General features: G+C 70.0%; 18 protein-coding genes and 1 pseudogene. 8 read left to right on the top strand and 11 right to left on the bottom strand.

Features of this window, described 5'->3' with window-relative positions; all coding sequences use genetic code 11:
- Positions 1-61: 61 nt before the first annotated feature.
- The 5 genes from dctA to ACWDSL_RS32815 all read right to left on the bottom strand — a co-directional run bounded on the left by dctA (position 62) and on the right by ACWDSL_RS32815 (position 4,886).
- Complete coding sequence (gene dctA / locus ACWDSL_RS32795) at positions 62-1,405, bottom strand: C4-dicarboxylate transporter DctA (protein WP_450491601.1); 1,344 nt, start codon at positions 1,403-1,405, stop codon at positions 62-64.
- Between the two features lie 245 nt (positions 1,406-1,650).
- On the bottom strand, positions 1,651-3,051 hold the full coding sequence (locus tag ACWDSL_RS32800; RefSeq protein ID WP_450491602.1) for an aldehyde dehydrogenase family protein: 1,401 nt from the start codon (positions 3,049-3,051) through the stop codon (positions 1,651-1,653).
- Positions 3,048-3,482 (bottom strand): cupin domain-containing protein, encoded by a 435-nt coding sequence (locus ACWDSL_RS32805; RefSeq protein WP_450491603.1) that lies wholly within the window; start codon positions 3,480-3,482, stop codon positions 3,048-3,050. The genes ACWDSL_RS32800 and ACWDSL_RS32805 overlap by 4 nt, the downstream gene beginning before the upstream one ends.
- 31 nt (positions 3,483-3,513) lie before the next feature.
- A complete protein-coding gene (locus tag ACWDSL_RS32810; protein ID WP_450491604.1) occupies positions 3,514-3,816 on the bottom strand; it encodes a putative quinol monooxygenase in 303 nt (100 codons plus the stop codon).
- Positions 3,813-4,886, bottom strand: coding sequence for an Ldh family oxidoreductase (locus tag ACWDSL_RS32815; protein WP_450491605.1), 1,074 nt, complete (start codon positions 4,884-4,886; stop codon positions 3,813-3,815). Before ACWDSL_RS32815 ends, ACWDSL_RS32810 begins: the two co-directional genes overlap by 4 nt.
- Before the next feature lie 64 nt (positions 4,887-4,950).
- Here ACWDSL_RS32815 and ACWDSL_RS32820 point away from each other — a divergent pair.
- Positions 4,951-5,055: pseudogene (locus tag ACWDSL_RS32820) on the top strand (helix-turn-helix transcriptional regulator); the annotation flags it as partial.
- A gap of 502 nt (positions 5,056-5,557) precedes the next feature.
- Here ACWDSL_RS32820 and ACWDSL_RS32825 read toward each other — a convergent pair.
- Together ACWDSL_RS32825 and ACWDSL_RS32830 are read right to left on the bottom strand one after the other, a co-directional pair.
- Positions 5,558-5,920: a DUF488 domain-containing protein gene (locus tag ACWDSL_RS32825; protein ID WP_450491606.1), complete on the bottom strand. Its 363-nt coding sequence runs from the start codon at positions 5,918-5,920 to the stop codon at positions 5,558-5,560.
- Positions 5,921-6,228: 308 nt separating this feature from the next.
- Positions 6,229-7,161 carry an SDR family oxidoreductase gene (locus ACWDSL_RS32830; RefSeq protein ID WP_450491634.1) on the bottom strand — a complete coding sequence of 311 codons (933 nt, stop codon included), beginning with the start codon at positions 7,159-7,161 and terminating at the stop codon, positions 6,229-6,231.
- A gap of 98 nt (positions 7,162-7,259) precedes the next feature.
- On the opposite strand from ACWDSL_RS32830, the gene ACWDSL_RS32835 reads away from it, so the two are divergent.
- On the top strand, positions 7,260-7,838 hold the full coding sequence (locus tag ACWDSL_RS32835; RefSeq protein ID WP_450491607.1) for a TetR family transcriptional regulator: 579 nt from the start codon (positions 7,260-7,262) through the stop codon (positions 7,836-7,838).
- Between the two features lie 49 nt (positions 7,839-7,887).
- Here the strand turns inward: ACWDSL_RS32835 and ACWDSL_RS32840 are convergent, their stop codons facing one another.
- Complete coding sequence (locus ACWDSL_RS32840; RefSeq protein ID WP_450491608.1) at positions 7,888-8,616, bottom strand: GntR family transcriptional regulator; 729 nt, start codon at positions 8,614-8,616, stop codon at positions 7,888-7,890.
- 279 nt (positions 8,617-8,895) lie between these two features.
- On the opposite strand from ACWDSL_RS32840, the gene ACWDSL_RS32845 reads away from it, so the two are divergent.
- The 4 genes from ACWDSL_RS32845 (at position 8,896) to ACWDSL_RS32860 (ending at position 15,409) form a co-directional block, all read left to right on the top strand.
- The gene (locus ACWDSL_RS32845) at positions 8,896-9,420 is read left to right on the top strand and encodes a hypothetical protein (protein WP_450491609.1); all 525 of its coding nucleotides are present in this window, start codon (positions 8,896-8,898) and stop codon (positions 9,418-9,420) included.
- Between the two features lie 110 nt (positions 9,421-9,530).
- Positions 9,531-11,540: a BRCT domain-containing protein gene (locus ACWDSL_RS32850; RefSeq protein WP_450491610.1), complete on the top strand. Its 2,010-nt coding sequence runs from the start codon at positions 9,531-9,533 to the stop codon at positions 11,538-11,540.
- Entirely contained in the window at positions 11,537-12,298 is a 762-nt protein-coding gene (locus ACWDSL_RS32855) for a hypothetical protein (protein ID WP_450491611.1), read from the top strand. Before ACWDSL_RS32850 ends, ACWDSL_RS32855 begins: the two co-directional genes overlap by 4 nt.
- 102 nt (positions 12,299-12,400) lie before the next feature.
- Entirely contained in the window at positions 12,401-15,409 is a 3,009-nt protein-coding gene (locus tag ACWDSL_RS32860) for a PQQ-dependent sugar dehydrogenase (RefSeq protein WP_450491612.1), read from the top strand.
- A gap of 141 nt (positions 15,410-15,550) precedes the next feature.
- Here the strand turns inward: ACWDSL_RS32860 and ACWDSL_RS32865 are convergent, their stop codons facing one another.
- Positions 15,551-15,976: a DUF4267 domain-containing protein gene (locus ACWDSL_RS32865; RefSeq protein WP_450491613.1), complete on the bottom strand. Its 426-nt coding sequence runs from the start codon at positions 15,974-15,976 to the stop codon at positions 15,551-15,553.
- Between the two features lie 107 nt (positions 15,977-16,083).
- Positions 16,084-16,530: an anthrone oxygenase family protein gene (locus ACWDSL_RS32870; RefSeq protein WP_450491614.1), complete on the bottom strand. Its 447-nt coding sequence runs from the start codon at positions 16,528-16,530 to the stop codon at positions 16,084-16,086.
- 91 nt (positions 16,531-16,621) lie between these two features.
- Here ACWDSL_RS32870 and ACWDSL_RS32875 point away from each other — a divergent pair, with 91 nt between their 5' ends.
- Both ACWDSL_RS32875 and ACWDSL_RS32880 read left to right on the top strand, forming a co-directional pair.
- Positions 16,622-17,200 (top strand): TetR/AcrR family transcriptional regulator, encoded by a 579-nt coding sequence (locus tag ACWDSL_RS32875; protein WP_450491615.1) that lies wholly within the window; start codon positions 16,622-16,624, stop codon positions 17,198-17,200.
- 216 nt (positions 17,201-17,416) lie between these two features.
- Entirely contained in the window at positions 17,417-18,130 is a 714-nt protein-coding gene (locus tag ACWDSL_RS32880) for a VOC family protein (RefSeq protein ID WP_450491616.1), read from the top strand.
- Here the strand turns inward: ACWDSL_RS32880 and ACWDSL_RS32885 are convergent.
- The gene (locus ACWDSL_RS32885; RefSeq protein WP_450491617.1) at positions 18,117-18,830 is read right to left on the bottom strand and encodes an alpha/beta fold hydrolase; all 714 of its coding nucleotides are present in this window, start codon (positions 18,828-18,830) and stop codon (positions 18,117-18,119) included. The two genes, ACWDSL_RS32880 and ACWDSL_RS32885, sit on opposite strands and share 14 nt — an antisense overlap.
- Positions 18,831-18,962 lie beyond the last annotated feature (132 nt).

Genomic DNA, 18,962 nt, shown 5'->3' on the forward strand with positions numbered 1-18,962 from the left:
GCGACACGCCGATACCACGGCGTGTCGCTGTCCCATACTCACCGCAAACTCAGGCGTCGAGTCACTTCGGGGCGCCCGCGTGCGCCAGAGGCGTGTCGACGTCGGCGACGGGGGTGACGTCCTTGCCGTCGAGGACCGCCTTGGCGCGTTCCAGGTCGAACTCGCCCTCCCATTTGGCGATGAAGATCGTGGCGACGGCGTTGCCGAGGACGGTGGTGAGGATGCGGCCCTCGTTGAGGAAGCGGTCGATGCCGACGATCAGGGCCAGGGCGGCCATCGGGACATGGCCGATGATGCTGACGCTGCTGGCCAGCACGACGAAGGCGCCGCCGGGGACGCCGGCCGCGCCCTTGCTGGTGAGCATCATGATGCCGAGCATGGTGAGCTGTTCGCCCAGCGACATGTGGATGTCCAGGGCCTGGGCGAGGAAGAGCGAGCTCATCGTGAGGTAGATGGCGGTGCCGTCGAGGTTGAAGGAGTAGCCCGCCGGCAGGGTCAGGCCGACGACCGGCCGGGAGGCGCCCAGGTGCTCCATCTTGCCGACCATCCGGGGGAGGACGGCTTCGCTGGAGCAGGTGGCGAGGATGATCAGGAGCTCTTCCTTCAGATAGCGGCAGAGCTTGAACAGGTTCAGTCCGGTGTAGCGCAGCAGTCCGCCGAAGACGACGAGGATGAACCCCAGGCAGGTCGCGGAGAAGATCGCGATGAGGATCAGCAACTGGTGGAGGGTGCCGATGCCGTACTTGCCGACGGTCAGGGCCAGGCCCCCGAAGGCGCCCAGCGGGGCGGTGCGCATCACCCAGCCGACGACCTTGAAGACGACCTGGGAGAGGTTCTCCACCCCGCGCAGCAGCCCCTGGGCGGGCTCGCCAACGGCCTTGACACCGATGCCGAACAGCACGGACACGAGCATGACCGGCAGGATCTCGCCCTCGGTGAAGGCGCTGAACATGGTGGTCGGGATGATCGAGAGCACGAAGTCGGGCAGGTCGATATGGGTGCTCGTCGTGCCCTCGGGCAGGTCCTCCGTGCTGAGGGACGACGCGTCGATGTGCATACCCGCGCCCGGCTGGAACACATTGCCGACCATTAGGCCGACGGCCATGCACAGCCCCGTCAGAACGACGAAGTAGAGAAGTGACTTGGCGCCCACCCGGCCGACCCGGCCGATGCTGTCGACCTTGCCCACGCCGAGGACCACCGCGCAGAAGATCACCGGCGCGACGATCATCTTCATCAGGCCGACGAATCCGTCGCTGAACGGCTGCATCCGCACAGCCGCGCCCGGCCACACCGCGCCGACCACGATGCCTGCCGCCACGCCGATGAGGACCTGAACCCACAGCTGGCGCAGCCAGTATCCGATGCCGCGCGTCGTTGCTGCCGCGCTCGGAGTGCTGGACATTTCTCATCCCTTCTACGGGCCCTGCTACGGGCCGGAGACCCGGAAACCCGGGAAAGCAGTCTCTGTATACAGCGCTGAATTCATCGCTGTATAGAGCTCTGTCGACACGACTTGGGGTGGTGCCCAGCGGTGCCCCCGCAACGCCGGAGGTCCCGTCCACGCAGCCGCGCAGACGGGACCCCGGAAGAAACTCAGCAGGTCACACGGGTGGTTTACGGGTGTGGTGCACGGGTGGTGACAGACGATCAGCGCCCCACCCAGTACGTACGGGTGTTGGTGAACTCGACGATGCCCGCGGCCGCCAGCTCCCGCCCGTATCCGCTCCGCTTCGTGCCGCCGAAGGGCAGCCGCGGATCGGAGGCGACGATCGCGTTGACGAAGGCCGCGCCGCTGGTGATGCGGCGGGCCAGGGCCACACCGCGGGCCGGGTCCGCCGTCCATACGCTCAGGCCGAGCCCGTACGCGGTGGCGTTCGCGAGCCGGACGGCGTCCTCGTCGTCCCGGGCGACGGCGAGGGCGGCCAGCGGGCCGAAGGTCTCCTCGTCGAAGGCGGCCATGCCCGGTCCGGTGTCCGCCAGGACGGTCGGCTCGTAGAAGTAGCCGTCGCCCGGCAGGGGGCGGCCTCCGGTGAGGAGGCGGGCCCCGGCCGCCACGGAGTCCTGGACCTGCCGGTGGATCGTGGTGCGCAGATCGTCCCGGGCCAGCGGGCCGACCTGGGTGTCCGGCTCCCGCGGGTCACCGACCCGCAGCGCCTCGACACCGGCCACGAACGCGGAGGTGAAGGCGTCCGCCACCGACGCGCTGACGATGAACCGCTTCGCGCAGACGCAGCTCTGGCCGGAGTTGGCGAAGCGCGCCTTCACGGCGGCCGCCGCGGCCGCCCCGACATCGGCGTCGTCGAGGACCACGAAGGCGTCCGAACCGCCCAGCTCCAGAACGGACTTCTTCGCCGCGCGCCCCGCCGCGGAGCCCACGGCCGCGCCCGCCCGGTCGCTGCCCGTCAAGGTCACGGCGGCGATGCGGTCGTCCTCGATGAGCCGGGCCGTGACCTCGGGCACCTCGCGGTCCGCGATCAGCAGCGCGGTCACCAGGTGCTCGGGGAAACCCGCCGCCACGAACAGGTCCTGAAGGGCCAGCGCGCTCCCGGTCACGTTCGACGCATGCTTCAGCAGCACGCCGTTGCCCGCCACCAGGGAGGGGATGGCGAAGCGCATGACCTGCCAGACGGGGAAGTTCCACGGCATGACCGCCAGCACCAGACCCAGGGGCTCATGGGACACCCAGGCCGCCTCGGCCGTGTCGAACGTGTCGACCTCGATGTGCTGGTCGGCGAGGATGATCGGCCCCTGCCGCGCGTAGTACTCGGCGGTGAGCGCGGACTTCTCGACCTCGCCCTCCGCCTCCCGCACCGGTTTGCCCATCTCCGCCACGGCCAGGGAGGCGAGAGCGCCCCGGTGTTCGCGCAGCGCGTGGGCGAGCCGGGCGGCGCGGGCCGCCCGCTCGGCGACCGGGACCAGCGCCCAGGCGCGGCCCGCCGTATGCGCCCGCTCCACGGCCGCCTCGACGCGCTCCGCGTCCCACCCCTCGACGGCCGATACGAGCCGGCCCGTAGCGGGGTTGACGACCTTGATGGTGGTGTCGCTCATGCGGTGGGCGCCCCTCCCTTGTCGTACTCGGAGAGGTGTGCGAAGGTCTCGCCGGTGGCGGTGATGGTCCGGGTGACATCCCGTCCGCCGTAGACCCAGTAGATCCGCATCACGCCCTCGCCCCGGTTGAAGAACCGGTGCGGCACGCCGGCCGGGACCCAGGTGGCCTGGCCGGGCTCCAGGTCGAAGAGCTGGCCGTCGATCTCCGCCGTCGCCTCACCGGCGAGGATCAGCACCGACTCCTCGACGTTGTGGCTGTGCAGCGGAAGTCCGGTACCCGGCTGGAACACGGTCTGGCCGGTGGTGATGAGGGCCGTGGCGGAGTTCCACTTGCCGACGTAGGGGACGGTGGCGACACCTCCGCCGCGGTCGAAGCGTTCGACCTCGTCGGGGTGGATGAGCAGGTTCGGTGGGGTGGGCTCGGTGCACATGGGAGTGGGGTTCCGTTCTGGGGATACGGGGTCAGGAGTGGTGGAACAGGCGGCGGGAGAGGGTGTTGACCTGGCTGCCGGGCACCACGTACTTCGCGGCGGCCGCGCGCCAGACCGCGTAGTGCGGGGCGGAGCGGTGGGCCGTTACGGCGGCCTCGTCGTCGTAGATCTCGTGGAAGACGAAGTGGTGGTCGTCGTCGAGATCGCATACGACGTCGAAGAAGCGGCAGCCGGGCTCGTCGTGGAAGGAGCGCTCGGCGTTCTCCTCGATGGCGGCCAGGAAGTCGTCACGGCAGCCGGGGGCGATCTGGAGGGATACGGTCAGCGCGATCATGCGGAGAGCTCCTTGGACGTCATGGCTGGTGTGGGCAGGGGCGCGCCGGTGGCGGTGGCGACGCGGGTGAGGGAGCGCCAGGTGTCCTCGGCGACAGCGATGCCCTCGGTGCGCAGCCGCTCGGCGGTACGGGCCTCCGGCTCGCCGGGGACGAAGACCTCGGCCACGCCCGGTGCGGTGGGGGTGGCCTTGGTGTCCTCGATCAGTGCCTCCACCCGCCGCTCGAACTCGGCCGGTTCGGCCATCGCGCGGATGTCGAGGCAGATCAGCAGATGGCCCACGCCGCTGCGGCCCGTCGGCCGGTACGGACCGACCACGGAGGACCCGAACGCGCTGCCGGTCAACACCCCGGCCAGCACGTCGAACATGAACGAGATGGCGTACCCCTTGTGGCCGGCCATCGGCAGGATCAACCCCTCGACGGCCTGGCGCGGATCGGTGGTCGGCACACCGTCGGCATCGGCCGCCCAGCCCTCGGGGATCGGCCGCCCGCGCTCCTTCGCGTAGTAGATCTTGCCGCGCGCCACGGCGGTGTTGGCGATGTCCATCACGACCGTGCCGTAGCGGCCGCCCGGCGCGGCGATCGACCAGGGGTTGGTGCCGATGCGCTTCTCCCGTCCGCCCCACGGGGCCATCGCCGGGCTGGCGTTGGTGGCGAGGAGCGCCACGCAGCCCCGCTCGGCGGCCTTGCGGGTGAAGTACGCGGCGGTGCCGAAGTGACCGGAGTTGCGTATGGCCACCGCGCTGATCCCGTGCTCCCGGGCCCGCTCGACGCCCTGGCCCACCGCTCGGTCGGTGAGCACCTGCCCCAGCCCGTCCCGGCCGTCCACGACGAGCACCGCCCCGCCGTCACTCACGGTCCGCGGGTCGGCGACCGGTGCCGTCGCGCCACTGGCGAGGCGGTCCAGGTACCACGGCAGGCGCAGCATCCCGTGGGAGGGATGCCCCCATAGCTCCGCGGTCACCAGCGTGTCCGCGAGCAGGCGGGCGTCCCCGGGCGGTACGCCATGGGCTTCGGCGGCGGCGGTGGCGAACCGGAGCAGGTCGGCGGCGCCGACGGTATGCGGCATGAGGCTTGTCCTCGCATCAGGGGTACACAGCTGTATCCGTTCCTGTATACAGCAACGCGTACAAGGAAGCTATCAGACCATCGGCTACATCGAGCGAGGGCAGTACAACCCAAGCCTCGACCTGGCGCTGAAGATCGCAAAGTTCTTCGGCCTGCCGGTGGAGGCGCTGGCCACGGCCGCACGCCGACGCCTGGCCGTCGCCGTACACATCACGCTCACCGCGGCCTTCGGGGCGCTGATGACCCACCTCTACCTCGCGGAATCCGAGCCGATGTGGACCATCGTCGTGATGGCGGTGCTGCTGCTGCCCTGGATGATCGCGACGGGGGTGATCAACGCAGCCACCCGCGGTCTGCTGGAACTGCGTGAACGCGCCCTGGACGAGCGGCAGTCGGCCGAGCGCAGCCGGATCCTGGCCCGTGCCCACCGGGTGATGACCCTGCTGCTGGTCACGGCCGCGGCCGGGCTGCTGATGGCGGGTGCCGCCGGCGGCGATGCGCCCAGGGCCTATGTGGCGCCCGTGCTCATCGCCGCCCTCGTCGCCCACTGGCTGATGCCGCTGTGGGTGGCCGGTCTGATGGCCCAGGACGAGCCGGCCGACGACGAGGCGCTGGTGGCGACGACGGCGACACCATGACATGAGCCCGCGGGGGGAGCCAGCTGGGCGTGTCCTACTTCGAGCGCATGAGCTGTACGAGAACCTCCGCCTCGCTGTGCTCGATGTCCTTCGTCGCGGTCAGCAACGTCACCGGGCCGGTCCGGGCCTCGTCACGCAGATGACGCAGTGCCTCGGCCCGGTCCGGTTCTGCCAGCTCGGTCTTGTAGCGGCGCTTGAACTCGGTGAATTTGGAGGGCTCATGGCCGTACCAACGCCGCAGCTCATCGGACGGCGCCACCACCTTGAGCCATTCGTCCAGGTGGGCCTTTTCCTTGGACAGGCCGCGCGGCCACAGCCGGTCCACCAGTACGCGCCTGCCGTCGGACCGTTCGGCCTGCTCGTAAACGCGGCGCGAGCGCACCTCCTGCATGGTCATGGCATCGTCACCCCTTCTGGAGCCTTCTGGAGTCTCGAGCATCCGGCGTCCGCACCGCCGGCTGACTCGGCCCGCCACGCGATGCGGTCCTGCTTCCATTGTTACCTTCAGAGCATCCACGCCATGTTGGAGGCCTGGGGCGGGTGGACGAACCGCGTCTGCCGCAGGTCATCGGCGCGCATGTTCGGCTGTATGGCCAGGGTGAAGATGTTCGCGCGCGGAGTACCAGCCGGAGGAGTCGCCCGCCACGCTCCGGTCGGCGGCCCGGCAGCGCAGAGCGGCCGCCGCTCCCGCCTCCCCGGTCCCGATCACGACAACGTCGAATGACTTCTCCGCGGGAAGTAGTGGCCCTTGTCGAGGTCGTCGATGAGCCCGGGGTGGGTCGGCTGCCACCCCAGAAGCTCACGGGTCAGCACGCTCGACGTCGGCCCGTCGAGCGCGAGGACGCCGGCCAGCCAGCCGAAGTGCTCGGCCGACTCCTCGGGGGAGACGGAGACGACGGGGAGGTCGAGATGGCGTCCGATCACTTCGGCGACGGCGCGGATCCGTACGCCCTCGTCCCCGGTGGCGTGCAGCACCGATCCCGCCGGGGCCTTCTCGACCGCCAGGCGGATGACGTGTGCCGCGTCGAATCGGTGCACGGCGGGCCAGCGCTGGGTCCCGTCGCCGATGTAGCCGGAGACGCCGCGGGTCCGGGCGACGTCGACCAGCATCGCGATGAAGCCGTGGTCCCCCTCGCCGTATACCGTCGGGGCGAGCCGCACGACCGACGAGCGGATGTCGCGGGACGCGAAGGACAGCGTCAGCTGTGCGTTGGCGTGCCGCCCGGCGCCCAGGGGGGTCGGGCCGTTGGAAGTGCCGTCCGCTTCGGTGGCCACGCGCCCAGGCGCGAGCCCGAGCGTCCCGGCGGCGATGACCAACGGCCGCCCGGAACCCGCGAGTGCGTCGCCGAATGTCTCGATGGCGCGGCGATCCGCCTCGGCGGCCTCCTCGTAGCCCCCCGAGAAGGCGATGTCGTGCTTGAAGGCGAGGTGGATCACGCCATCCGAGGCGGCGGCCGCGCTCCGCAGGCTGTCGAAGTCATCGAGGGTGCCGCGCCGCACCTCGGCGCCGGCCGCGGTGAGCGCGGCGGCCGAGGCGTCCGAGCGGGCGAGCCCGACGACCTGATGGCCGGCGTCGATGAGTTCGGGTACGACGGCGGAGCCGATCCAGCCGGAAGCGCCGGTGACGAAAACGCGCATGAGAGAGACCTCCAGTAAGGCGATGTCAGTCACTGTCATCGACCGTAGCACCTGATCTCATCTGATGTCATTCGCTGTCATCGCGTAGGATCCGCGGCATGGGTCGATGGGAGCCGAACGCGCGCGGGCGACTCGAACAGGCGGCGCTGGAGCTCTACAGCGAGCGCGGGTTCGAGCAGACGACGGTGGCGGAGATCGCCAAGCGGGCGGGGCTCACCGAGCGGACCTTCTTCCGGCACTTCGCCGACAAGCGGGAGGTGCTGTTCGCGGGCGGCGGCCCGCTTCAGGAGCTCTTCGTGGGCACTGTTGCCGACCTGCCCGCTGACGTGGCGCCGATCGACGCGGTGGCCGCGGCCCTCGAAGCCGTCGCCGCCGCGTTCGAGGGGCGCCACGCCCACGCCCGGAAGCGCCAGGCCGTCATCGCCGCCAACGCGGAGCTCCGGGAGCGCGAGTTGATCAAACTCGCGGCCTGGTCCGCGGCGCTGACCGACACCCTGCGTCAGCGCGGCGTCGGGGACCCGGCCGCGAGTCTGATCGCCGAGGCGGGCCTCGCCGTTTTCAAGGTCGCGTTCGAGTGCTGGGTCGAGCAGCCGGACCCGCGCGACCTGGCGCAACTCATCCGGGAAGCGCTCGACGAGCTCAAAGCCGCGACCGCGGGGAAGTGTCCGTCGGAGTAGGACTCGGCGGCACAGTGGCTGAGGCTCGGTGGCTCTGAGGCTCGGTGGCTCAGCGGGCGATGTCCAACTGGATCTCCACGCCGGGCGCCGTGCCTTCGCCGCTCGTCAGGCTGTCGATCAGCGCCTGAAGGGTCTGCGCCAGGTGGTGCCGCGAGGCCGACTCGGCCGCCTGGGCATCCCCGTGCGTGATCGCCTTCAGCATCGCGCGGTGCTCTTCCAGCGACGTCAGCATGCGCCGCGGGCCACTGTGCGACAGATGCCGCAGCCGTACGGTCTGGCTGCGCAGATCGCGGATCGTACGGGCGAGGTACGGATTGCGGCACGCGGCGATGACCGCCTGGTCGTAGCCCTCGGCCAGCCCGTAGAAGTCCTGATAGCCGCGCGTCTGCCCGGCGGCGTCCAGTGCCCGGAAGGACTCCTCGAACTCGTCCAGCCGCGCCAGCAGTTCACGGAACGGAGCCAGTGCGCGCTCGTCGGCCGCCGCCGAGGCGGCGACCAGGGCCGCGGCCCGGGGCTCCAGCAACATCCGGATCTCGAAGAGCGCCCGCACCCCGCCCAGCGAAATGGTGGCCACCCGCGCCACCTCACCCGGTACGAAGTCCACCAGCCCCTCGGCGGCCAGTCGGCGGATGGCCTCGCGCACGGGGGTACGGGAGGCCCCCAGCTCCTCGCCGAGCTGGACCTCGCTCAGCTTCGCCCCGGGCTTCAGGCGCAGCGACTCGATGTCCCCCTTCAGCCGCTCGTAGACGGCCTCGCTCTTGCCGGTCGCCCGGGCCATCGTGGCTCCCCTTGTCGATCCACCTGCACACCTGCCTGTATACGCAGGTTACCGTCATGGCGGCGTTGGCTTGCGACCCGGAATATCGGGCTGCCGTGGTCGGCGAGTGTTCCGGCAAATCCCGTCCGGGACGGTGTTTCCGCAGGCAGTAGCTCTTTTCATCCCTCCTCGTCCCGCAATCGCCCGCGACCCTGGCGCGGCCTTCGCCGGGGTGGCGAGCCTGGGGATCGTTCGGCCGCGAGACGGCGGCCGACAACGATCCGAAGGAGCTCAACGCACATGAAGACGCAGATGGCGCAGATGGCGCGGATGACGCAGATGAAGGCGTCGAAGCACGGACCGTGGAAGGCGCTGGCCGTCGCCACCGCGGCGACGGCGGGGCTGCTCATGGCCCCCGGAACCTCCCTCGCCGCGTCGGGCCACGCCGACGACGCCGCCCACACGATCGCCGCCGCCACGGGACGCAGTGACGCGTGCGGCTCGCGGGCCTGCGGAAGCGTGACCGTGACCTGGGGCGCGAAGAAGCTGACTCAGGTGAGCATGTCGGTGCGGGACACCAAGTGCGACGGCAAGCAGGTCGGCGTCCAGCTCCAAGTCCTGGGCGTCAGCGGGCAGACGTGGGGTGGTCCCCCGCACTGGAACCGGTACGACCACGCCTGCAGCAAGCCGGCTGACGCCTGGTACAACCTGCACTTCGAGGCCTCGTGGAAGATCCGGGCGATCAATGTCGTGGTCTACGTCAAGAACGGCAGCCACGGCCCGATCCTCTACCCGGGCAACAGCGCCGACAACCCGTACACATAGCGGTCACGTGCGGCGGCCCGGCGTTCAAGCGTCCCCCCGGGCCATGCCGGAGCGGCACCGCTTCGACGCCTCCAAGTCCGTTGTCACAGGCCGCGGTTATGGTCTCTGGCATGGATGTACGGGGGAAGCGGATCGTGCTCGTCGGCCGCTTCGGCGACTTGAGCAAGGGTGAGGCGAAGCGACTGCTGGAGGAGCTGGGCGCCCAGGTGTCCGCCAAGGTGTCCAGCAGGACGGACATCGTCTTCGCCCACCGCGCGGAGGGGCGGGCCCTCGACGAAGCCTGGAAGCGGAACATTCCGATATTCGACGACCGGGCGCTGCGGGGCGTGCTCGGCTATCGGGAAGGCTTCGACGACGACGGGTCCGGACGAGAGCCGGATCTGTTGGCCCTGCGGGCGCGGCTGCTGGAGGTGGAGCGGGAGCGGGGCGTCACGGAGGAGCACCGTGCCGCCACTCGCGAGGTCCGCGCCATGGACGGCGTACGGCTGCGGCATCCGCACGGACACCGGTCGGAGCCGCTTGCCTCCGCGCTCAGCCCCTGCGGCCGGTATCTGGCCACCGGAAGCTGGGCCGACGACGACTACGACGCCGGGGGCACGCTTCAGATCTGGGAATTGGCCACCGGACGCTGCGTCAATGTCCTCGACCGCATCGACGGCGGCGTCGGCTGGCCGGACCACGAGCGCACCATCCAGTGGTCGGCCGACAGTCGGCGCGTCGGTCTCGCGTACTCCACGAACGTGGTCGGTGTCTTCGACCCGTTCAGCCCCCTCACCTACGGCGAGCCCGTCGCCGAATGCTCGGTGACGAACGGCGCGTCGCGGCCGCCGGCCTGGGCGCTGGCGCCCGACGGCCGGCGTGCCTTTGTGGCGTCCGGCTCTCCCTGTGAGGTGAGCGGCTGCGTCGTTCCCCTGGAGCGGGGCGAGCTGATGTGGACCTCCGGTGAGGCGACCGCCCCGCATCCGTTCCTGCTGGCCGAGCGGGTCCGGGAGGATCTGCGGACCGAGGAGATGGACAAGTACGACGAGGAGGCGATCCGGGTCCACGACTGGGTTCGCTGGTCGCGGGACGGCGCGAGGCTGCAGGCGGTCAACTCGTGGCGGGACAGGAACTGGGGGGACAACGGGCAGGCGTTCGCCATCGATGTCGACTCCGGGCAGCTGAGCTGGCTGGCCGAGATCGGCGGGCTCGCCGCATGGTCCCCGGACGACCGTCTCCTCGCCCACGACGGCGACGGATTGCGGTTCCTCGACGCGGCGACCGGCCTGCCTCTTGGCGAGGACACCAGGGGACACGAAGGGGCGTCGGCGCTGCTGTGGGGCATGCGGGGGGACACCCCCCGGCTGGCGGCCGTGGTGCGTGCGGACAACGGCGCCGGGGCGGAGCCGGGCGTCCTCATTTACGACGACGGCCGGTACCGTTTCCGCCTCGACGCCACGCCCGCGGCTCCGGGGCTCACCGACGTCGGCACCTGGGCCTGGGCGCCGTCCGGTGAGGCGGGCGCCTGCCTCATGGGCGAGGGGCGCGTCGAGGTGTGGTCGCTCGCGGACGATGAGCCGCGGCGGCTGCGCACCCTGGACGTACCGTCCGGCACCGCCGGGGTGGTGTGGGGCGCGGACGACGTCCTGGTCGCGCTGGGCGCCACCACCCTCAGGTTTGTGAAGGCCGGATCGGGTGAGGTCCTGGGCGACTTCACCTTCCTCCGCGAACCCGCGGCCCCCAGACCGCTGGAGGGAGACGACCGGTTCGACGCGAACCATTGCGCGCTCGACGACGAGACGTGGTGTGCGACGTTCCCGCCGGGTGTCGTCATCGCTCCGGACGGCCGGCGGGAGGCGCTGGACGACATGCTCGCCTGGACGGTGGGCCAGCGCCTGTCCTGGCCGGTCCGCTGGGGCGAGCTCGATGTCGTACCGGACGCGCGGACCGCGGGTGAGCGGTTGGGGGACCGTTACGACGGCTGGGCGGTGCGCGCCTACGCGGAGCAGGCCGAGCCCGCCTACGCGGAGCAGGCCGAGCCCGCCGAGGAGGATGCCTCCCGGCCACCGAACGGCGCCGCGGCCGCCGTGACCGCTGCGGCCGTTGCGACCCGCGCCCGACGAGGGGGAACCACGCCATGACCGATCTCTTCGCTGTCTCCATCGACTCCGTCGAAGGGTGCACCCTCCGCGGCAGGGTGCACATCATCAACCCCGACGCCCCGTTCGTTCCGCAGGAGGCATCCTTCCCCCTGATTCTGCTGGTGGACGCGTGGTGGCTGCTGGACGAGGGGTATCTGGCCGACGGTTACGGTATGCCCGACCGCGAAGACCGGTACCCGCTCTCCCCGGAGCGGGGCAAGGAGATCGTGGACGGCATGCGGCTGAAGGATGAGTTCCGTGAGCTCTTCGACGCCCTCCTCGGCAAGAAGGTACGAGTCGGCGAAGACGGGTGTCTGCTGGCGGACGACGGCAGGACCGTGCTCACCCCCAGGCGCGCAGCGAAGGCCGTATACGGGGAACAACTGACTGGCGGCGGCGGACAGGACCAGATCTCCCGCTATGTCATGACGGAAAGAAACCCCGAGGAGTTCTATCGGCGAACCGCCGAGATCGTGACCTCCTACGAGCCGGGCCCTATCCGCAACGTGCCGCTGTGGAGTGAGATCGCGGCGTTTGAAGACCCGGACGAGCCGTGGGAAGAGGGGGACGTCGACGAGATCGCGGACCTGGAGGGCGCGGCGGATCTGTCCGACTGGCGCACCTGGGTGTTCGCGGGCACCCGCCCCTTCGAGAAGTCTCTCTGCGCGGACTTCACGGCAACGGTGCGGGACCCGGCCTACTTGGAGCACATGATCGGTGGCATGCGCTGGTCGACCGCTCACACCGGCCGCGTCTAGATCACCTTCGGTAAACGCTTGCACGCCTCTTGACGTGGGCGCGTCGGCTGCGCATCACTGTTAGGAATCTTTCCTATCAGTCTGCAAGGCGGGAGGACCCCTGTGCCACCCATCTCCCACAGACCGCGCCGAGCGGTCGGTGCGTTCCTCGCCGCGGCCACCGCGGCCTTAACCATCGCCCTGCCGAATCTCAGCGCGGCCCAGCCCTCCGGAGCGAAGGCCGCCGGGACCCACCCCTCCGGCGCGAAGGCCGCCGCCGCGCCCGTACGGTACGAGGCCGAGTCCGCGGTCATCTCCGAGGGCGCGGCCGAGTCCAACCACGACGGCTTCTCCGGCACCGGATTCGTCAACTTCGACAACAAGACAGACAGCTACGTCGAGTTCACGGTGGACGCCCCGGCCGCGGGCAGCGCCACCCTGACCCTCGGCTACGCCAACGGCACCGATGCCAACCGCCCGCTGGACATCGCCGTCAACGGCGACCAGACGGCGGACGACCTGGCGTTCCCGTCCACCGGCGCCTGGACCACCTGGTCGTCGGTCACCACCACCGTCACCCTCAAGGCCGGTGCCAACACCATCCGTACGACCTCGGCGGCGGCCGAGGGCGGACCCAACCTCGACTACGTCGATGTCACCGCCGCCGGCGGACCGGCCGGCACGGACTACGAGGCCGAGTCCGCCCAGATCTCCCAGGGCGCGGCCGAGTCCAACCACGACGGCTACTCCGGCACCGGATTCGTCAACTTCGACGTCGTCACCGGCGCATACGTCGAGTTCACCGTCGATGCGGCACAGGCCGGGCCCGCCCGGCTCGACTTCCGCTACGCCAGCGCCTCCGCCGACCGCCCGCTCGACATCGCCGTGGGCGGCGCCCCTGTCGCCGACGACCTCTCCTTCCCGGCGACCGGCGCCTGGACCACCTGGAAGACGGTCAGCGTGAACGCCACGCTCAAGGCCGGAAGCAACAAGGTCCGCGCGACCACCTCCGGCGTCGACGGCCCCAACCTCGACAAGCTGACCGTCACCCCGACCGGCCCCGCCGACACCGAGCGGCCGACCGCCCCCGCGAACCTCCGCAAGGACAAGGAGCCGACGGCCACCACCGTCTCGCTGGCCTGGGACGCGGCCACCGACAATGTGGGCGTCACCGGCTACGACATCTACCAGCACGGCCAGTTGATGAAGAAGGTCGGCCCGGACGTCCTCGCGGCGACCGTCGAAAACCTCGACCCCGAGACCTCGTACGACTGGACCGTCTTCGCGCGCGACGCGGCCGGAAACGCCTCGGAGGCGTCCAACGCCGTCACCATCGCGACCCTGCCCGCCCCGCCGGACACCGAGCCGCCGACCACCCCCGGCAATCTGACCTCCCCGTCGAAGACGGCCACGACCGTCGATCTGTCCTGGGCCGCGTCCAGCGACAACGTCAAGGTCACGGGCTACGAGATCTACCGCGACGGCGCCCTGTCCGGCACCTCCGAGACCACCTCCACCAGCGTCGCGGGCCTGACCCCGAACACCGCGTACGCGTTCAAGGTCAGGGCGTACGACCTCAAGGGCAACAAGTCCGCCTTCACGCCCGAGATCACGGTGACCACCTCCGGCACCCAGCCCGGCGGCACCCCCGACCCCGGCGCGGTCAGCACCATCGCGAGCGGGGTCGACGTGGCCTGGGGCCTCGGCTTCCTGCCCGACGGCACCGGAATCTTCACCGAGCGCAACACCTTCAACGTCTACAAGCTCACCAAGTCCGGTACGAAGACCCTGGTCGGCAAGGTGCCCAACTCCCAGACCACCGGCGGCGAGGGCGGTCTGCTGGGCCTCGAGGTCTCCCCGACCTTCGCCACCGACCACTACCTCTACTTCGTCCACACCGCCGGCGAGGGCAACCGCATCGCCCGTATGACCCTGGAGAACAACACCCTCAGCGGCTACAAGGTGCTGCTCCAGGGCATGGAGAAGAGCCGCTACCACAACGGCGGCCGGCTGCGCTTCGGCCCCGACGGCAAGCTCTACGCCACCATGGGCGACGCCCAGACCGAGTCGCGGGCCCAGGACCGCAACTCGCTCAACGGCAAGATCCTCCGGATCAACCCCGACGGCTCCATCCCGTCCGACAACCCCTTCGGCAACGCCGTCTGGTCGCTCGGTCACCGCAACCCGCAGGGCCTGGACTTCGACTCCAAGGGCCGCCTGTGGGAGTCCGAGTTCGGCAACAGCGTCATGGATGAGGTGAACCTCATCCAGAAGGGCGGCAACTACGGCTGGCCCAACTGCGAGGGCACCGACGGCGACTGCTCCGGCTCCGGCTACATCGCGCCCAAGAAGACCTGGTCGACCTCCTCGGCCTCGCCCAGCGGCCTGACCATCATCAACGACCACGTCTTCGTTGCCACCACCGTGGGGAAGCGCGTCTACCGGATGCGGATCGACTCCTCGTCGAACCTCGTCGAGCAGAAGACGTACTTCCAGGGCACCTATGACCGGCTGCGTACGGTCGAGGTCGACCACGACGGCGACATCTGGCTCACCACCTCGACCGACAAGGACGGCACGGACGGCAACGACCGCATCCTGCGGATCGACATCGTCTACTCGGACGACGGTACGGCCGGCGACTTCAAGCTCAGCAGCAGCGCCTTCAACGACAACGCGACCATCCCCACCCGCCACACCTGCGCCGGGGACGGAACGGCGGGCCAGGACCCCTCGCCCCCGCTGGCCTGGGGCGCCGGCACCACCGGCGGGCGCAGCTGGGCCATCGTCTTCGCGGATGTCGCGAACAACGGCAACAAGCTCCACTGGGCGATCTGGGACATCCCGGCGACCAAGCTGTCACTCCCCGAGGCGCTGGGGTCCGGCTTCAATGTCCCAGGCCAGGACGGCGCCAAACAGAAGGCCATGGGCAGCGGCGCGAATGCCCAGCAGTACTTCGGGCCCTGCCCCGGCGGTTCGACACATCCGTACACATTCACGCTGTACGCGGTGAACAGCTCGACCGTTCCCGGGATCGACTCCGGCTCGTCGATGGCCCAGATCGAAACGGCGATCAAGAACGCGAGCACGGCGAACGTGAAGCTGCGCGGCAACTCCAACGCGGGCACGTAGCCGTTGCGGTGAAGCAGGGGTGGCCGGAGGGGTCCTCTCCGGCCACCCCAGATCGTCCAGCTGCGTGCGTCTTCGGGCGGTCGCTGGGGTTGGGTGGCGACGGGCGCTGACAGGCGAATACCGACACGCGCGAAGGTGGCGTCAGGCGGGCTGCGGGGCGAGCGTTGCCGGAGCGGCCGCGACCTGGCGGGTCTCGCGCATCATCAGCAGGCCGTTGACCACCATCAGTGTCGCGGTCAGGCCGTGGATGCCGAGCGCGGTGGCCACGGAGCCGTGGTGGGCCAGCACGGTGGTCATGTCGCCGTACGCGGCGAGGGCCTCCACCAGCAGCACCCAGCCCAGCGCCCGGCGGTGGCCCGTCACCAGCAGGATGCCCAGGACCAGGGCCAAGACGACGTCGCGGATTCCCTTGATGATCAGGAAGCCGCCGCCGTCGCCGGACGGCCGGCTCGGCAGGCCGAAGCCCGGCGCCGTCGTCTCCGGGCTCAGGATGAACTCCGTCCCGAACCAGAGGATGAAGAGGATGAAGGCGGTGGCCAGGACGGTGTTGATCTTCTTCAGCGACATTGTTCTTCTCCCGGCGAGTCTTCGCCGACTTGGTGAGCTTCGTGGAGCTTGCTGAGTCGTGCGAGGCCTGATCAGCCGCGCGGACGCGGCTCGGGGCGGCTTGGGTATCAGGCGAGGGCGGTGACCAGCAGGGTGAAGGCGGCGATGATGACGGCGACGCGGACGTAGTGCCAGCGCTCCCAGCGGTGCAGCTGCTCCTTCCAGTCCGCGGGCCGGTTCTCGGGGGTCCACATCTTGTTCCGGTTGTTGATCGGAACGAGCAGCAGGATCGACATGACCACGCTGAGGATCAGCAGCGCGGCGGCGGTGATGACGAGGCCGGTGCCGTGGTGGTGCCATCCGGCGACCGCCCAGATCGCGGCGAGGACGAGCGAGCCGATGTACCAGAACGGCATCAGGGCGCCGAGCATCCGGCCGCCGTGGCTGTGGCCCATCTGGCTGGCGTCGTCGGGAAGGGCCTTGAGGATCGGGTTCATGACGAAGGCGACGGAGAACTCCACCCCCACCATCAGGCCGACGACCACGGTGGTGACGACCTCGAGTGCGTTGAGCATGACGGCCCCTTCTGAAATCTAGCCTTGCTAGCTGACAAGGCAACGCTAGTACTACTGCCGCTTGCTTGTCTAGCGATGCTAGGATCGAATCATGTCGGTACAGGAACGCAAGCAGCGCGAACGGGCGGGCCGCGAACGCCTCATCGTGGCGACGGCCCGCGAACTCGCCGAGCAGCAGGGCTGGGACGCGGTCACCACCCGCCGGCTCGCCGAGCGCATCGAATACAGCCAGCCCGTCCTCTACAGCCACTTCCGCGGCAAACGCGAGATCATCGGCGCCGTCGCCCTCGAGGGCGCCACCGAGATGGCCGTGGCGGTGCGGGCCGCGACCGCCGGCGCGAACAGCCCGCGCGAGCGGGTCACCGCCCTCGCCCGTGCCTACCTCGACTTCGCCGCACGCAATCCGGCGGTCTACGACGCCTTGTTCGAGCTCGACGGCGGCCTGGCGTACGCACAGGAGGACACCCCGGAACCTCTCAAGGATGCCTTCGCCGCCCTGCTGGAGACCCTCGGCGAGGTCGCCGGGGACGGCGTCCACCCGGGGCTGTTCACCGAGACGTTCTGGGCGGCCCTGCACGGGCTGGCGACCCTGACCCGGACGGGACGGCTGCCGCCGGAGTACGCCGAGCAGAGGGTGGAGCTGCTGGTAAACCGGCTCGCTGTGCTCTGACACACCATCCCGGCGGGCACGCGGTCGGGGCCCTCGAACCCCGCCGCTGCCTGCCGCTCGCCACGGCGGCATTGAGGAACGATCCGACAACAGCCCCGATCAACAAACCGGCAACTCAGCACTTCCGCGCAGAGAGCCACACCTATCCTCGACCGAGGCGCAGACATGGCGCCCTGTCGACAGTTGGCACTCAACGGACCGAGAAAGCGTGGCGCAATGACCAGCCGACTCATCGCAATCTCCTTCGACGCCCACCAGCCGGAGCGCCTGGCGCATTTCTGGTCCGGGGTCCTGGGCCTGGAGAGAGCCGACGATTCCTCCGACGGTGTCGCCCTGATGTCCGGGAATGAAGCCGGCTACCGCCTCGGCTTCCGTCCCACCCAAGCGCGGAAGGTGGCCCAGAACCGGCTGCACTACGACCTGACCAGCTCCTCTCTGGAGGACCAGCGGGAGACCGTGGCCAGGGCGCTCGGCCTCGGCGCGCAGCACGCCGACGTCGGCCAGGGACCGGACGCGTCCCATGTGGTGCTCGCCGACCCCGAGGGCAACGAGTTCTGTGTCCTCGAGCCGGGCAACAATTTCCTCGCCGGCTGCGGCCTCATCGGAGCGCTCGCCTGCGATGGTTCGCAGGCCGTGGGCTACTTCTGGAGCAAGGCGCTGGGCTGGCCGCTGGTCTGGGACCAGGACGAGGAGACCGCCATCCAGTCGCCGAACGGCGGTACGAAGATCACGTGGGGCGGTCCGCCGCTGATGCCGGACCCCGGCAAGGACCTGCACTTCGACCTCGCGCCGGACGGCGATCAGCAGGCGGAGGTCGAGCGCCTGCTCTCCCTCGGGGCGAGGCGTCTCGACTCCGCCCACGGCGAGGACGGCGCGGTGCTGCTGGCCGACCCCGACGGCAACGAGTTCCGCGTGCTCACGCGCCGGTGAAGCCGTAACTCACGGGAGCCGCGGTCCGCTGCTGCTCACGCATCAACAGTGCAGCGACCGCCTCCGGGGCCTCATGCATCGCGTCGTGGCCGGTGGGGAGGTCGTGGACCTGCCATTCGGGATCGGCTTGGAGCCGGGTGCGGAGTTCGGCGAACGGCGTCCGGTCCTCCCATCCCGAGCAGTAGATGAACTCCCGGCGGGGGACCTGGGCGAGCGCGCCTGTGAGCCGGATCGTCTGCAGGAACGAGGCGAGGGGATGGGGACGGCGGCGGGGATCGCCGCCGTCCGGCGGTCGGACGGCATAGCCGGTGGCCGCAGCGCCGGCAGCGAACACTTCCCGGAAGTGCTCGTTCGTTGACGACCAGCACGACTCGCCGTCGCGCGGCACGTAGGCGTCGAGCTGCACCAGCCGTGAGATCCGCCCACCGGCGCGATCGGCCGCGGCGGCGGTCACCATCCCGCCGTAGCTGTGGCCGACCAGCGTCGCGCTGGTGATGTGGGCGCGATCGAGGAGCCGCAATACGTCGTCGGCGTGCGTGTCGAGGTTGGCGGCCGCAACCGTCGCGTTGTCGTCGTCCGGCCGCAGACCGGTCAGGGTCAGGGCGTGCACGGTATGACCGGCACGCTCCAGCAGCGGAACCACCGCCTCGAACGACCAGGAGCCCTTCCAACCGCCGGGCACAAGAACGAACGTCGCCATGCGCTTCTTCTCCATCTCTCAAGCCGCGGCATCGAGGCACGCTGCCTCGATGACATTCCGCATGGAGGAAGTCTCACCAGATCAAGGTGTGGCGGGCTAACGATAGGATGCCAACTGATGCCTGTTCGCCGC

It is taken from the genome of Streptomyces sp. NPDC000941 (assembly GCF_053599555.1).

Excerpts from the sequence above, each read along its gene's own strand:
- dctA (WP_450491601.1), bottom strand. The coding sequence starts at position 1,405 with ATGTCCAGCACTCCGAGCGCGGCAGCAACGACGCGCGGCATCGGATAC.
- ACWDSL_RS32830 (WP_450491634.1), bottom strand. The coding sequence starts at position 7,161 with ATGCGCGTTTTCGTCACCGGCGCTTCCGGCTGGATCGGCTCCGCCGTC.
- ACWDSL_RS32805 (WP_450491603.1), bottom strand. The coding sequence starts at position 3,482 with ATGTGCACCGAGCCCACCCCACCGAACCTGCTCATCCACCCCGACGAG.
- ACWDSL_RS32800 (WP_450491602.1), bottom strand. The coding sequence starts at position 3,051 with ATGAGCGACACCACCATCAAGGTCGTCAACCCCGCTACGGGCCGGCTC.
- ACWDSL_RS32810 (WP_450491604.1), bottom strand. The coding sequence starts at position 3,816 with ATGATCGCGCTGACCGTATCCCTCCAGATCGCCCCCGGCTGCCGTGAC.
- ACWDSL_RS32815 (WP_450491605.1), bottom strand. The coding sequence starts at position 4,886 with ATGCCGCATACCGTCGGCGCCGCCGACCTGCTCCGGTTCGCCACCGCC.
- ACWDSL_RS32850 (WP_450491610.1), top strand. The coding sequence starts at position 9,531 with ATGGATGTACGGGGGAAGCGGATCGTGCTCGTCGGCCGCTTCGGCGAC.
- ACWDSL_RS32840 (WP_450491608.1), bottom strand. The coding sequence starts at position 8,616 with ATGGCCCGGGCGACCGGCAAGAGCGAGGCCGTCTACGAGCGGCTGAAG.
- ACWDSL_RS32825 (WP_450491606.1), bottom strand. The coding sequence starts at position 5,920 with ATGACCATGCAGGAGGTGCGCTCGCGCCGCGTTTACGAGCAGGCCGAA.
- ACWDSL_RS32845 (WP_450491609.1), top strand. The coding sequence starts at position 8,896 with ATGAAGACGCAGATGGCGCAGATGGCGCGGATGACGCAGATGAAGGCG.
- ACWDSL_RS32835 (WP_450491607.1), top strand. The coding sequence starts at position 7,260 with ATGGGTCGATGGGAGCCGAACGCGCGCGGGCGACTCGAACAGGCGGCG.
- ACWDSL_RS32875 (WP_450491615.1), top strand. The coding sequence starts at position 16,622 with ATGTCGGTACAGGAACGCAAGCAGCGCGAACGGGCGGGCCGCGAACGC.
- ACWDSL_RS32865 (WP_450491613.1), bottom strand. The coding sequence starts at position 15,976 with ATGTCGCTGAAGAAGATCAACACCGTCCTGGCCACCGCCTTCATCCTC.
- ACWDSL_RS32885 (WP_450491617.1), bottom strand. The coding sequence starts at position 18,830 with ATGGCGACGTTCGTTCTTGTGCCCGGCGGTTGGAAGGGCTCCTGGTCG.
- ACWDSL_RS32880 (WP_450491616.1), top strand. The coding sequence starts at position 17,417 with ATGACCAGCCGACTCATCGCAATCTCCTTCGACGCCCACCAGCCGGAG.
- ACWDSL_RS32870 (WP_450491614.1), bottom strand. The coding sequence starts at position 16,530 with ATGCTCAACGCACTCGAGGTCGTCACCACCGTGGTCGTCGGCCTGATG.
- ACWDSL_RS32855 (WP_450491611.1), top strand. The coding sequence starts at position 11,537 with ATGACCGATCTCTTCGCTGTCTCCATCGACTCCGTCGAAGGGTGCACC.